Origin of the sequence: Sphaerospermopsis reniformis, from assembly GCF_005402885.1 — a bacterium.
Lineage (GTDB): Bacteria > Cyanobacteriota > Cyanobacteriia > Cyanobacteriales > Nostocaceae > Sphaerospermopsis > Sphaerospermopsis kisseleviana.
Genome location: NZ_BJCE01000143.1, coordinates 1 through 14,193, shown reverse-complemented (window position 1 = coordinate 14,193; position 14,193 = coordinate 1). Strand labels below are relative to the sequence as shown.

The following is a 14,193-nucleotide window of genomic DNA, read 5'->3' as shown; positions in this document are numbered from 1 at the left end:
TGAATCCTAGTAGCATACAGTGATTTTACTGTAATTCTGTCACAAAGCAAAAGATGACAGGAAATTTTCAGTAAATGTGAGTATTTGTTAGTATTGGTTAAGAAAACAGTAACTAGCTACTAACCCTAGTGTAAAGATTTTATGACACTGGTTTTGTGGGCTGGTAATCTTCTAGATCATCCAATGCGGGTAAAATCTGGGAGTCAGCAAAAGACAACAAATAACCGTAAACTTTCTCATCTCCGAGTGTCATCGCCGGATATCCCATTGGTAAAGCATATATTTTACCGAACGCGATCGCTTTTTTTGATGTTAATACTTTATGTTCACACAGGTGATAATTAGCTTAAACTGGTTTTAGAGTACCGTATACAAAAACATTCATTACTGTGGTTGCTTAGTTAGGGCTTGCCGAAAAAGTGATCGTTAGAGGCTAGGGAACAGGAAACAGGGAACAGTTTCCAGAATTGAATTTTTAATCACATTTTTACCCCCTTGTCCACCGTCCTTCCTTGTCTTGCCCTCACGACAAAGTAAAATACCTACCTCTGTTACCCATCCCGCACCCCGCTTCTATTTTTTCAAGTTCCCGTAGTTGCGGAAACATCAATTAACCAGCGAACAGTTTGGGGGAAATTAATCACAATTAACAAAACAATAAACTGTAAAATCATAAAAGGAATTGCACTTTTATGAATATCAAATGTACTCACCTCTTTAGGGGCAACACTTTGTAAATAAAACAAAGAAAATCCTACTGGTGGCGAAATAAAAGCAGTTTGTAAATTAATTGCCATTACCACACCAAACCAGACCATATCAATATCTAAAGCTTGGGCAGCAGGTACAAATAAAGGCATAGCAATAAAGCATATTTCCATAAACTCGAGAAAAACACCCAGAGCGAAAATTGCTAAATTACTAACAATTATAAACCCCCAATATCCTCCTGGTAAACCAGTTAATAATTCAGTAATCAGAGTTTTTCCGCCCAAAGCATCAAACACCAAACTAAACATTGAAGAAGAAAATAAAATCATTACCACTAAAGCAGTAATTACCGCTGTAGAATGAGCCGCATCACGAATTAATTGGGGAGTCAAACGTTTATTAAAAGCTGCGAGGATAGTAGCTCCAACTGCACCTACTGCCCCTGCTTCCGTGGGAGTAGCAACACCAAAGAAAATACTTCCTAATACTGCAAGAATTAAGAAAATAGGGGGAATAACTGCTTTAAAAACTTTTTTAATTAATTGACTACCTTGAGGAATTTCCACATCCGCAGGAATCAAGGGAACTTTTTCTGGATTAAAAACAGCTAATCCTAATATATAAAGAATATAAGAACCAGATAACATTAAACCAGGAATTAATGCCCCTAAAAATAAATCTCCTACAGAAACACCAATTTGATCACTGAGAATTACTAATACCAAACTTGGAGGAATTAACTGGGCTAAAGTACCAGAAGCAACTATCACCCCAGCAGCTAATTTTTTATCATAGCCATAGCGAATCATTACAGGTAAAGATAACATTCCCATAACAATTACCGTAGCTGCTACAACTCCAGTTGTGGCGGCTAAAACAGTTCCTACTAAAACGACTGCTAAGGCTAAACCACCCCTGACACGACTAAAAAGAATGCCAATAGTTTCTAATAATTCTTCCGCTAATCCTGATTTTTCTAATACTGCACCCAGAAACACAAAAAACGGAATAGCTAGTAGAGTAAAATTGGACATTGTTCCAAACCAACTATTGGGTAATAGTAGGAGACGGGCAGGATTAAAAGCCCCTAATGCTGTACCAATGATTCCAAAAACAATGGCTGTACCGGCAAAGGAAAAAGCTACAGGATAGCCACTCATTAAGATAACGAAAAAGCCAACAAACATGAAAATGGATAACCATTGAAAACCCATAATTTTACCTACTCAATATTGATATTTTCTGAAGTTTCTAAACGAATTTTTTCTGCTACTTCTTCATAGCCTAATAGTACGGCTACATATTTAATTGTTTGAGAAATACTTTGTAAAAGCAGAAATAATAAACCTATGGGAACCATTGTTTTAATGGGAGCGCGGGGTAAACCATTAGCATCAGAAGATACTTCCCAATTTCCCCAAGTACCATCACTTAGTCTTCCCCAAGACTGTAAAACTGGGTTAAATGTCACCCAAATACCAATTAAACAAAAGGGAATTAAAAATAAAATTGTTCCTAAAAAATCAACTAAGGCGCGTCTTTTTTCACTCATATTAGTATAGAGAAAATCAACCCGCACATTTTCGCCATGACGTAAAATGTACGCAAAGCCTAGTAAGAAAGTGAGAGAAAATAGATACCATTGTAGCTCTAATAAGGCATTAGAAGATAATTGCACTCCGATGAAGCGCCCTAGATAACGGGCGACAACATTAAAGAAACCAACGCCAATGGTGAGTAAAACTAGCCAATTGGATAACCATCCCAATTTATCAGCACATTTGTCAATAAACTGGGATACTTTTAACAGCTTGCTGATGAAGGTGAATCTTCTTGAGTTACGCATAGAACATAATAAATTCAGGGTAAGAATTGAGAATGCAGGATTAAGTCTCAATAATAACCCAAGTTGCTAGTTATAACTATAAGCATAAGCCTTCTAGATCCCCCTAAATCCCCTTAAAAAGGGGGACTTTGATTAATTTCCCCCTTTCTAAGGGGGGTGAGGGGTGATCTAATCGAGAAATAAACCTGAATATTTGTAACTAGCAACTTACGTTAATACTTTAACTGCCCTATGGCTAACGCCACGCTGCGCTATCGGGCGAGGCAGAAGGCAGAGGGCAGGAGGCAGAAGGAAAATTTTTGAATTAAGAATAAAGCCTTTTTGACTCGCCCATTTGGGTTTAAGTCCACCGCCATAATCTGGTGATTTGGTGAGCCAGCTCTGCAAGAAGGTTTTCTTCTGTAGGTGACTAGCGAACCCGCAAGGGCGGTCTACGATTAGAGGTGGGTTTAAATCCCCCACTAAGACAGCCTCCTGCCTCCTGCCTTTCAACTCCTGCCTCCTTTAAATATTGTTCAAAATTCAGTTATAAAAAATTTTTTACAAGATGATATTTCACAATATTTAATCTATTTATCAGTCCTGTAGGGGTCTAGCACTGCTAAACCCCTACTATTTAATTAATCAATCTTTCCACATTGAAAATATCCAAATTTGTTAACTGTGCTACTTGTTCTACAGACATTCCATTCTGTAATAAATTCATCGCAACTTTTCTTAATTGCAGTTCAGCTTGTTCTGCACGTTGTTTTTCTTGTTCTGCACGTTGTTTTTCTTGTTCTGCACGTTGTTTTTCTTGTTCTGCACGTTGTTTTTCTTGTTCTGCACGTTGTTTTTCTTGTTCTGCAATTTGTTCTACTTCATCTGCTTTTTGTTTTGCAATTTCTGCGATTTCCTGAGAAGTAGGAAATAACTCACCATCCAAAGTTGCCCAGCGTAACCATGTTGTTTCAACACCTCTATACTTACCTTGCCAACGCACTAAAGCCAAATTTAAGACTTTACTTACCAGTTGCTTTTGATCATTTAATGGTATTTGTTGATATACACCACTATTTAGATCAAAACCTGCAAAATCATCTGGTTTAAAAGGGTCATACCAAAAATATTCAGATACCCGCATTTGATTTTGATAAATCAATTTTTTCGCATTTTTATCATTATTAGCTGTACTTTCTGACAGTAATTCAATTACAACATCTGGCGGTTTTCCCTCTTCCCAAACCACCCAAGATAATCTTTCTGTTTTCGGCACACCTAAAACAGCAAAGAAATCTGGACCGCGAAAATCTTGATTTTTTAATTGTGCTAAACTGTAGTAGACAAACATATTGCCTCCTACATATCCATCAGACCTTTGATCTAACCAAGGCTGAATCGTATCAATTAAAATATCCATTTGTAATTTATGTCTTTGTGTCTCCATCGGGATACCATCATCACAAGGAAGTTCTGCCTGGGTGGGTGGCAGTTTAATGCTAGGCTTGGCCAAAACAGTTTCTAACATAGCTGTTAAATATTAGTTAGAAATTACTTAATATTTTTATACTAATATGAAATGATGGGAAATTGACAAAATTATCAGAAATAATAAATCTCATCGGAATTTCTGAATTGTTGCATCATTATGATATTGTGGGAATATCTTAATTTTAGGTCAATAGTATTAACTGTTATGAAACGTCGAGCTATTGTTAACAGATTATCTCAAAGTGCGATCGCTGCTACAGGAGTGGCAATAGTTGGTGGTTGTCAAAAAGCCACAAACCCAGCTACAAAAGGACAAGCAGACACTAGCAACCTACCCACCATTAGATGGCAAATGGCCACCAGTTGGCCAGTATCCTTAGAAACAATTTTTGGCGGAGCGCAGGTTTTGGCAGAACGGGTCAAAGCCCTAACCAATGGTAAATTTATCATCGAACCCCGTGCAGCAGGAGAAATAGCCCCTGGTTTAGAAGTTCTGAATGTGGTTTCTCAAGGTGCAGTCCAAGCAGGACACACAGCAGCTTATTACTACATTGGGAAAAGTCAGGCTTTAGCTTTTGGAACATCCGTACCATTTGGATTGAATGCCCAACAGCAAAACGCTTGGTTATATGAAGGAGGCGGTTTAGCCAAACTTCAGGAAATTTACGCCCGTAAATTTAATGTGATTCAATTTCCTGCGGGAAATACGGGTACACAGATGGGGGGATGGTTTCGCAAGGAAGTGAAAACACTGAATGACCTCAAGGGACTAAAAATGCGTATTCCCGGTTTAGGCGGACAAGTCATGTCCAAACTAGGGGTAACAGTACAGACACTTCCAGGGGGAGAGATATTCCAAGCTTTACAAACCGGCGCTATTGATGCTGCTGAGTGGGTAGGACCCTACGACGATGAGAAATTAGGCTTAAATAAAGTTGCTAAATATTACTATTACCCTGGTTGGTGGGAACCGGGTCCAACCTTAGAAGTACAAATTAATTTAGATGAGTGGAAAAAGCTACCTCCTCAATATCAAGCAGCTTTAGAAACAGCCGCCTATCAATCAAATACAACAATGTTAGCCCGTTATGATGCACGTAATAGTGAAGCTTTAGATAAACTATTAAAAGCAGGGGTACAAGTGCGTGCTTACAGTCAGGAAATATTAGAAGCAGCGGAAAAAGAATCTTTTGCTTTGTATGATGAGTTTGCGGCGAAGGATGCAGATTTTAAAGCGGTTTATGAAATTTGGAAACCCTTTAGAGATGGTATCTATGCGTGGAATAATCTGAATGAGGGTAGTTTAACTCGTTATGCCTATGGGAAATTGAAGTAGGTGACAGGTGACAGTTTCAGCTATCAAATCATTTACAAGCACAGGTAGATGAGGGATTAAGAAAATTTTTATACATTTAGCACTTCAGCCAAAAAGTCACTATGCTGTAGTATAAAAATAATTGCTGTAGTGTAAAGTTCATTTTGTCTGTAAATAAAGACATTCACAGCCAAGAGATCAGACCAGAGATGTATGATCGTGTTTTGGAGAAGGAAGACTTAATCAAAAGTCTAGAACAACTATAACTACTGCATAAATTAGCCGGACTTGATATCTAGGATTATGCCACAATAGCGAAACTAGGAAAAATATTAGGAGTTTTTAGTTGTGGAGTCCACCCCAAAAGCATCATACACCCCGGCCGCAATTGAAGAAAAATGGCAGCAAACATGGTTAGAATTGGGATTAGATAAAACCAATCAAGACCCAAACAAACCTAAATTTTACGCGCTTTCCATGTTTCCCTACCCATCTGGTAGCTTACACATGGGTCACGTTCGTAACTACACCATTACAGATGTAATCGCCCGCCTCAAAAAAATGCAAGGGTATAGAGTATTACATCCCATGGGTTGGGATGCCTTTGGATTACCCGCAGAAAACGCCGCCATTGATAGAGGTGTACCTCCTGCCCAATGGACATATAAAAATATAGACCAGATGAAACAGCAATTAAAGCGTCTGGGTTTATCCTTAGATTGGGATGCAGAATTGGCTACCTGTTTCCCCGATTATTATAAGTGGACACAGTGGATTTTTCTACAATTTTTAGAAGCGGGTTTAGCTTATCAAAAAGAAGCGGCTGTAAATTGGGACCCCATTGATCAAACGGTATTAGCAAACGAGCAAGTAGACAGTGAAGGACGTTCTTGGCGTAGTGGAGCAATTGTAGAACGTAAATTATTGCGGCAGTGGTTTTTAAAGATTACCGATTATGCCGAAGAATTATTAAATGATTTGGATAAATTACCTGGTTGGCCAGAACGAGTTAAAGTAATGCAAGCTAACTGGATCGGAAAATCCACTGGTGCATATTTAGAATTTCCCATAGTCGGTTTAGATGAAAAAATCGCTGTTTATACTACCCGTCCCGACACCGTTTATGGCGTTAGCTACGTCGTATTAGCTCCAGAACACCCTTTAACTCAACTTGTCACCACTTCAGACCAAAAAACAGCGGTAGAAGCTTTTATCAAAGAAGTAAGCAACCAAAGCGAATTAGAAAGAACCGCAGAAGACAAACCAAAACGGGGTATTCCTACCGGGGGGAAAGCTATCAACCCCTTCACTGGGGAAGAAGTACCGATTTGGATTGCAGATTATGTACTCTATGAATATGGTACAGGTGCGGTGATGGGTGTACCTGCCCATGATGTGCGAGATTTCAAATTTGCAAAGGAGCAAAATTTACCTATTAAAGTGGTAATTGTACCAGAAGACAAAATCGCCACAAAACCCATTTTCAAATCATCTTTTAGTGAAAAAGATGTCGAAATACGTGCTTATCAAATTTGGCAAAAAACTGGTAATTCAGATTCACAAACTAACTATTTTCAAGCTCAAGTTGAACTTGAAAGAGGGCTTAGTGAAAAAGATGTCGAAATACGTGCTTATCAAATTTGGCAAAAAACTGGTAATTCAGATTCACAAACTAACTACTTTCAAGCTAGACGTGAATTGGAAGCCGAATTTGAACAAACACAGAATAGCACTTTCATTTTAGATGCTGCATATACAGAACCAGGAATTTTAATTAACTCTGGTGACTTTAATGGCATAAATTCAATAGATGGAAAAAAAGCCATTACTGAATATGCAGAAAAACAAGGTTTTGGTAAAGAAAGAGTACAATATCGCTTACGAGATTGGTTAATTTCTCGTCAACGTTATTGGGGCGCACCTATCCCTGTTATTCATTGTCCTAATTGTGGAATTGTACCCGTACCAGAAAAAGATTTACCTGTACAATTGCCAGAAGAAATTGAATTAAGTGGCCGTGGTGGTTCACCTTTAGCACATTTAGAAAGTTGGGTAAATGTTCCTTGTCCAAGTTGCGGTACTCCAGCAAAAAGAGAAACCGACACAATGGATACTTTTATTGATTCTTCTTGGTATTTCTTGCGGTTTACTGATGCCACAAATGCAGAGAAAATTTTTGATGGTGGTAGAGTAAATGATTGGATGCCGGTTGATCAATATGTGGGCGGTATTGAACACGCGATTTTACATTTGTTGTATTCTCGTTTCTTTACCAAAGTATTAAGAGATAGAGGTTTGTTGAATTTTGATGAACCATTTCAAAAGTTATTAACTCAGGGAATGGTACAGGGTTTAACTTACATGAACCCGAAAAAAGGAGGAAAAGATAAATGGATTCCTTCAAATTTAGTTGATGCTAATAATCCTGTAGATCCGCAAACTGGAGAACCTTTAGAAAAGGTTTATGCTACCATGTCTAAATCAAAAGGAAATGGTGTTGCACCGGAAGATGTGATTAATAAATATGGCATTGATACAGCGCGGATGTTCATTTTATTTAAAGCACCTCCAGAAAAAGATTTAGAATGGGATGAAGCTGATGTTGAGGGACAATTTAGATTTTTAAACCGTGTTTGGCGGTTGGTTACAGATTACGCTGCGGCGGGAGTTTGTAAACAGAAAGCTGATTTGGAGCAGTTAAGTAAAGAGGAAAAAGATGTACGGAGAGCGATTCATTTAGCAATTCAAGCAATTACGGAAGATGTGGAGGAAGAATATCAATTTAATACCGCTATTTCCGAATTGATGAAGTTAAGTAATGCGCTGACTGATGCTAAGTGTAATAATTCGCCAATTTATGCGGAAGGGATTCTAACTTTGGTGATTATGTTAGCGCCTTTTGCGCCCCATATTGCTGATGAATTATGGCATTTGTTGGGGAATAAGGGAACGGTACATACTCAAGTTTGGCCGAGTTTTGATCCTGCTGCTTTGATAGCTGATGAAATTACTTTGGTAATTCAAATTATGGGTAAAACTCGCGGTGCTATTCAAGTTCCTTCGCAGTTAGATAAGGTTGAGTTGGAGAAGTATGCGCGGGAGTCTGAGGTGGCGAAGCGTTATATTGAAGGGAAGGAAATTAAGAAGGCGATCGTTGTTCCTGGTAAGTTGGTGAATTTCGTTTTGGGTTAGGTTTTCTCACGCAGAGACGCAGAGGCGCGGAGAGTTTTTTGAGGTGGGTTGGCGAAAGTTTAACCCACCTTTTATTTTTTGAATCAAGAGTTATGGAATAACGAACCACAGAGGCACAGAGGACACAGAGGAAGGAAGCAAGAAATAGTAAAATAAGACTATTAATCTTACACCGGGAAGAGAGTATAATAGGTATAATTAACTTGTGACGTTAAAGCAATATATTAATTTATGCACATACAAAGAATCCAAGTACCTGATTTTCGGACTTTGAAAAATGTAGATATTACTTTTGAAAAGGAATTTACTCCGCGTATTTTTCCCCTTGGTAGTCAAAATGGAGGGGGTAAAAGTACGCTATTACAGCTAATTTTTGTTTTGTTGCACTGTGCTGGTAATCCTGATAGAGTCCAGTTTATTCAAAATTTACTACATAATTTTCATATTAATAATAATGAATCTAACAAAAGGACATTAGCTATTATTGAGATTTGGGATGGTAGTAAGACGGTAAAAATAGAATTTTTTATAGGTAATGGAAAATATGTTTTGGAAGATGTTATGGATTATGTAAATACAAAATTTACTACTCTAGAAGATTTAGAATCTGGGATTATTAATGACAGGGAAAATTTTATAGTTTGCAATTTTCATAAAGAAAATTTTATACATGAAAATATATTACCTTTAGAGCAAGAAATAAGAACTAAAAAAATGGGCTTATTAAATTTAAAACGTAAAGTTACAAAGAATGGGGCTGAAAAATCATTAGCTCCAGAAGAATTATTATTAGAAAAGACAATCAATGCAGAAATACAAGAAATACAAATAGAAATTAACAACGTAAAAGCATTATTGCAAGAATATCGTAATTTACTAAACGAAATTTTAAGAAACAATAATGTTGTATATATATGTGATATTTATAATGAGATTAATCATGTGGAAGAAAAATTAATGTGTGTTTTTGATGGCATTAATGATATAAATGAAGCAGATGAGTTTTTTAAAAACATTTCAGACAAAATATTTCTAACTGCTCATATTTCACAAATATTCCTATTTCTACAACCAGACAACAGAAAATCTCTATTTAAAAAACAGGAAAATAATCAAACAAACTATTACCAACAAATTAAAACAGCTAATTCTAAATTACCTGGCTTTTTTACTTATGACTTTCTAGCAATAGATATTTTGATTGAAGCATTCAAAAAAGCACGGGATGAAGATTTTAAACAAGCTGTAGAACAAGGAGGCAATTATGGTAATAATTATGTAAAACTATTAGCTGAACTTAACAATCTTTTAACTAATAAAAAAATTAATGTACAACCGGATTTATCTAGAATTAATTTTAAAATTGATGGTGATGAAACAGAACTTTATCCAGAAGATTTAAGTCATGGAGAATTAAAAAGATTATGTATTTATATGTGGTTAAAGTATAATAATATAAAAGATGCCATTGTACTAATGGATGAATTAGAAATATCATTTCATCCAGATTGGCAATATCAAATAGTTAGAGATTTAGAAGAATGGGGTGCGACTAATCAATATATTTTAGCTACCCATTCCTATGAAATTTGTCAAGCGGTTACACCTGCTCATGTTAAAGAATTAGAACCAAAATTACCATCAAAAACAATTCAATAATTAATGTAAAACAAAATATGAGTTTAAATGAAACTGAACTAAAAGAACATTGTTTAAATATTATTAAATCTGCAAGAATTAGAAATAGAATAGTAATTCTTTATGAAGGTGTTATTTCCCAAGTACAAGGGAGACGTTCACCGCAATTATACAAGCAAATGGAACAGATGCCAGATGCTAATTTTTATAATGCTTGTGTACCTCTATGGTGGAAAGAATATAGACCGCAATTTTTTAATTGTGGTGATAGAAATGATGTATTAAATACATATTTTAAAATTTTAGATTTGCATAATGCTGATAGCAGTCAATCATTTTTAAATCCTGACCTACTTTTTGCCATTGTAGATTTAGATGTGCAATTTGCTGAAATTCAGGAAGATTACAGTTTTAAAAATACAGAAGATATTTTTTATCATCTTTATCATCAAGGAAATATTAAGGAATCTAACACAGACCATCATCGTATTTGGGTAACTGGTTTAATTCATAAAGAGGCTTATTTTTTATCACCTGGTATTCAGGAAGTTTTTGATAATCATTATGTTAGTTATCCTTTATATAAACAAAATTCTGTAAATTTAGAAAATATTTATTTAGATATGGTTAATGATATGACTGATGATAAAGATTTACAAATTCATTGGTCAAGGGTAATTCAGAGAATTAGTTATCTTCCTAATTTGGATGGTGTGGAAATAGATAAATTTCAATATTCATGGAATCAAGAGTATTGTAATTATCAAAGTTCAGATGATAAAAATAAATTAATCAATGCTTTATTAATGTTGGTGAAATCTAAGGAATATTGGCGGCAAATTTTACCTGATGAAAATTGGACATATTCAGAACATAAGTTTAGAGAACAGTTATCTTTAGAAATTGGTAAATTTTATTCAAAGCTAGATGGAAGTGTGGAAAATCATATTCCTTGTTTCTTTAAGACGTTATATAAACTAATTGAGAAATAAGCTTTTTTGTAGGTTGGGTTAAATGAAACACAACCCAACACATTTATTATTATTAGTTGATGTTGGGTTTCCTTACGTCAACCCAACCTACATAATTAATTCCCAGTCTTTAAAAAATATGGTATCATTAAGAATATATGTATCAATATCATTACCTCAACACAAACGAATTAGAATCATGAAACTGAGGGTTCGCAAAAATATACGCGCTTCTCGCACTGGTGTAAATCGTTCCAGTAAGTACATAATTATTCATCAGAAAAAAGGAGAAACACCAGGAATGAATAGAATATTGTCACCAACTATGGCAAAGCATTATTTTGTCAAGGCGTTTTTAAATTTCCTTGCTAGAGATATCAAAAAAAATCCCAGTAATATTGAACCACTTACAGAAGAAATATATCATCGTGCATCTATGCTTACAGAAGGAATGGAAACTGATCTGGATGAAGAATTACCAGAGGATTTCATGTTTGTATGAAGGTTAATGGGTGGACGTTAAAAATTCATCCTTGAAAAATAGAAAAGTATAAAATATTGCCATGAATAAACAGGAAAGAATTTCAAAAGCCATAAAAGATGTCATATCTGAAATGATGGAACGAGTAATGGAGCGTGTTTTAATTACCGATCCTTTTATTAAAGAAAATCACCGTTCAAGTAAACCTATGTATGCAGCCTTAGTACCTGATGAAATTTTTAAAGGTTCACATTTTGAAAGAAGATTTGTCACTCCATTTGGTAGTGTATGGGAAAAACTTGCACAAGTAGTTGCTTTAGAAGCTCATGGTAATTGTCAAATGGGACATACAATCAACGGAACAATTGGACAAGAAAGTTTAAGAAGGATTCAAGAAATTTTAAATAAATTAGAACATAGTAAAGGTAAGGAAAAAATAAAACCTAATTGGGAACAAGAATTAAAATATATTAAGGCAGGAGGTGGACAACTTATTCCTGTAAGTGTTGTGTGTGATATTTTTATAGAAAACAAAGAACATGGAACAAGGTATGCTTTTGAATTAAAAGCTCCATTACCAAATAGTGATCAAACAAAAGTAAGTAAAGAAAAATTATTTAAGCTTTTAGCAATGAATCCAACAGTTGTTGATTATGCCTACTATGCTTTGCCATATAATCCTTACGGTAAAAAAGAAGATTATAAATGGACTTTTCCTATGAGATGGTTCAATATGTATGAAGATGAATCAGTGTTAATAGGGGATGAATTTTGGGAACTGATTGGAGGAGAAGGTACTTATAGTAATTTCATTAAAGAAATTAATGTATTAGGTAAGGATTACAAAGAAAGAATTTATAAAGAATTTTTAGGAATTGAACCTCCTCAAGATTTTGAAGAAGGATTTTTAAAATAATTGATTGAGAATAAGAGACATAAAATGCAGAAGATAAGATTTACTTTTATTGACCTGTTTGCGGGAATTGGTGGATTTAAAATGGCATTAAGTAACAATGGTGGTCATTGTTTAGGATTTAGCGAAATAAATCAAGATGCCATAAATACATATTGTGATAACTTTCAAATTGAATCTAGTTATAACTTAGGAGATATTACCAAAATTAAAGAATTACCACCCCATGATTTATTAACTGCTGGAGTTCCTTGTCAAAGTTGGTCAATTGCAGGTAAAAATCTAGGTTTTGATGATGATAGAGGACAATTATGGAACGATACAATTTATTTACTACAACAATCACAACCCAAAGCATTTATCTTTGAAAATGTCAAAGGATTAGTTGATCCTCGGAATCAAAAATCCTTAGCATACATCCTAGAAAGAATAGCAAAAGCAGGATATTATGCTAAATATTTTGTTATTAACTCCTTTGATTATGGTGTACCACAAAATAGAATCCGTGTATATATAATTGGATTTCATAAACAAGAGTATTTAGAAAAGTTCGCTTTACCAAAACCAACAGATAAAAAACGCACACTTGGCGATATATTAGGTATTACATCAGAGAAAAAAATAGATAACCAGGTTATTGAGAGAGATATATTTGGTAATATTATTTCCTCTAAAAGTATGAGTCTTTCACATACCAACGGATTTAATGATTACTTTTTATTTAATGACCTGAGAAATGGTCATACCACAATACACTCATGGGATATTATTGAAACTACTGAAAGACAGAAAAATATTTGTTTATTACTACTTAAAAACAGACGCAAAAGTAATTACGGACAATTAGACGGAAACCCATTATCATTAGCACATTTTCAAAGTCTAGATTCATCAATTACACAAGCAGAAATTGATGAACTGGTAGCATTAGAAATTTTTAAATCAGAAGAATATCGTTTTATGATCAAACAGTCTAATATTAAAGATAATAGTAATAGTTTGACTCAAGCTGAAGAAATACTGCTTTCATTTACCAATAATGGAGAAATAATAATTGATACTTTAAAAGTACAAAAAGTGTTTAAATTAGAAAAAATATCAATCCAAAAAACAGTTGATTCTCTCAAACAAAAGCATATTATTGAGTGTGTGGAAATTCGCTATGATTTTAAAAATACGAAAATAAGTACAGGATTATTTGGTGTTAGTCGTATTTTTTTGCCAACTTCTGATATTTTCCCCACTTTAGTGGCAAGTGATACAAATGATTTTATCACCTTAAAAACAATTGTAGCTATAAATCATCATGATTTTAAAAACAAATTCATCAAAGAAGTTTATGAACCAAGAGAATTTAGAAAAATTACTAAAAGCGAAGCCTGTTTAATACAGGGATTTCCCCATGATTTTAAATTACCAGAGTCTAGAGCAAGATGGATGAAACTAATTGGAAATAGTGTTTCAGTCCCCGTCATTGATAAATTGTGCAAAGCTATTATTGATACTGGTATCTTTGAAAATTAATAGTATTTTGTAGCGACTGTCTTGATTGTCAAGCGATCGTAAAGGAAAAATTTAAAGTCTAGGAAAAAAGTCAGAAAATAGAGGATAAAAACAAAGCAAAACAAAACAGGTAAATTATAGATGGCTATAAAT

General features: G+C 34.7%; 11 protein-coding genes. 7 read left to right on the top strand and 4 right to left on the bottom strand.

What is annotated here, in order from left to right:
• Positions 1 to 139 precede the first annotated feature (139 nt).
• The 4 genes from FFR48_RS18140 to FFR48_RS18125 all read right to left on the bottom strand — a co-directional run bounded on the left by FFR48_RS18140 (position 140) and on the right by FFR48_RS18125 (position 4,064).
• Positions 140 to 283: a gamma-glutamylcyclotransferase gene (locus FFR48_RS18140; protein WP_307722531.1), complete on the bottom strand. Its 144-nt coding sequence runs from the start codon at positions 281 to 283 to the stop codon at positions 140 to 142.
• A gap of 298 nt (positions 284 to 581) precedes the next feature.
• Entirely contained in the window at positions 582 to 1,925 is a 1,344-nt protein-coding gene (locus tag FFR48_RS18135; protein ID WP_137668339.1) for a TRAP transporter large permease, read from the bottom strand.
• Between the two features lie 8 nt (positions 1,926 to 1,933).
• Positions 1,934 to 2,557 (bottom strand): TRAP transporter small permease subunit, encoded by a 624-nt coding sequence (locus FFR48_RS18130; protein ID WP_096571684.1) that lies wholly within the window; start codon positions 2,555 to 2,557, stop codon positions 1,934 to 1,936.
• Between the two features lie 616 nt (positions 2,558 to 3,173).
• Positions 3,174 to 4,064 carry a Uma2 family endonuclease gene (locus tag FFR48_RS18125; RefSeq protein WP_137668338.1) on the bottom strand — a complete coding sequence of 297 codons (891 nt, stop codon included), beginning with the start codon at positions 4,062 to 4,064 and terminating at the stop codon, positions 3,174 to 3,176.
• A 168-nt stretch (positions 4,065 to 4,232) separates the two neighbouring features.
• On the opposite strand from FFR48_RS18125, the gene FFR48_RS18120 reads away from it, so the two are divergent.
• From FFR48_RS18120 to FFR48_RS18090, 7 genes are all read left to right on the top strand, one after another.
• Positions 4,233 to 5,363 (top strand): TRAP transporter substrate-binding protein, encoded by a 1,131-nt coding sequence (locus FFR48_RS18120; RefSeq protein WP_096571682.1) that lies wholly within the window; start codon positions 4,233 to 4,235, stop codon positions 5,361 to 5,363.
• Positions 5,364 to 5,690: 327 nt separating this feature from the next.
• Entirely contained in the window at positions 5,691 to 8,534 is a 2,844-nt protein-coding gene (gene leuS, locus FFR48_RS18115) for a leucine--tRNA ligase (protein WP_137668337.1), read from the top strand.
• A 231-nt stretch (positions 8,535 to 8,765) separates the two neighbouring features.
• Positions 8,766 to 10,193 (top strand): AAA family ATPase, encoded by a 1,428-nt coding sequence (locus FFR48_RS18110; RefSeq protein ID WP_137668336.1) that lies wholly within the window; start codon positions 8,766 to 8,768, stop codon positions 10,191 to 10,193.
• Between the two features lie 17 nt (positions 10,194 to 10,210).
• Positions 10,211 to 11,164 carry a hypothetical protein gene (locus FFR48_RS18105; RefSeq protein ID WP_137668335.1) on the top strand — a complete coding sequence of 318 codons (954 nt, stop codon included), beginning with the start codon at positions 10,211 to 10,213 and terminating at the stop codon, positions 11,162 to 11,164.
• Between the two features lie 178 nt (positions 11,165 to 11,342).
• Positions 11,343 to 11,645 (top strand): type II toxin-antitoxin system PrlF family antitoxin, encoded by a 303-nt coding sequence (locus FFR48_RS18100; protein WP_137668334.1) that lies wholly within the window; start codon positions 11,343 to 11,345, stop codon positions 11,643 to 11,645.
• A 61-nt stretch (positions 11,646 to 11,706) separates the two neighbouring features.
• Positions 11,707 to 12,540 carry a TdeIII family type II restriction endonuclease gene (locus tag FFR48_RS18095; RefSeq protein ID WP_137668333.1) on the top strand — a complete coding sequence of 278 codons (834 nt, stop codon included), beginning with the start codon at positions 11,707 to 11,709 and terminating at the stop codon, positions 12,538 to 12,540.
• A 24-nt stretch (positions 12,541 to 12,564) separates the two neighbouring features.
• Positions 12,565 to 14,061, top strand: coding sequence for a DNA cytosine methyltransferase (locus tag FFR48_RS18090; protein ID WP_137668332.1), 1,497 nt, complete (start codon positions 12,565 to 12,567; stop codon positions 14,059 to 14,061).
• Positions 14,062 to 14,193 lie beyond the last annotated feature (132 nt).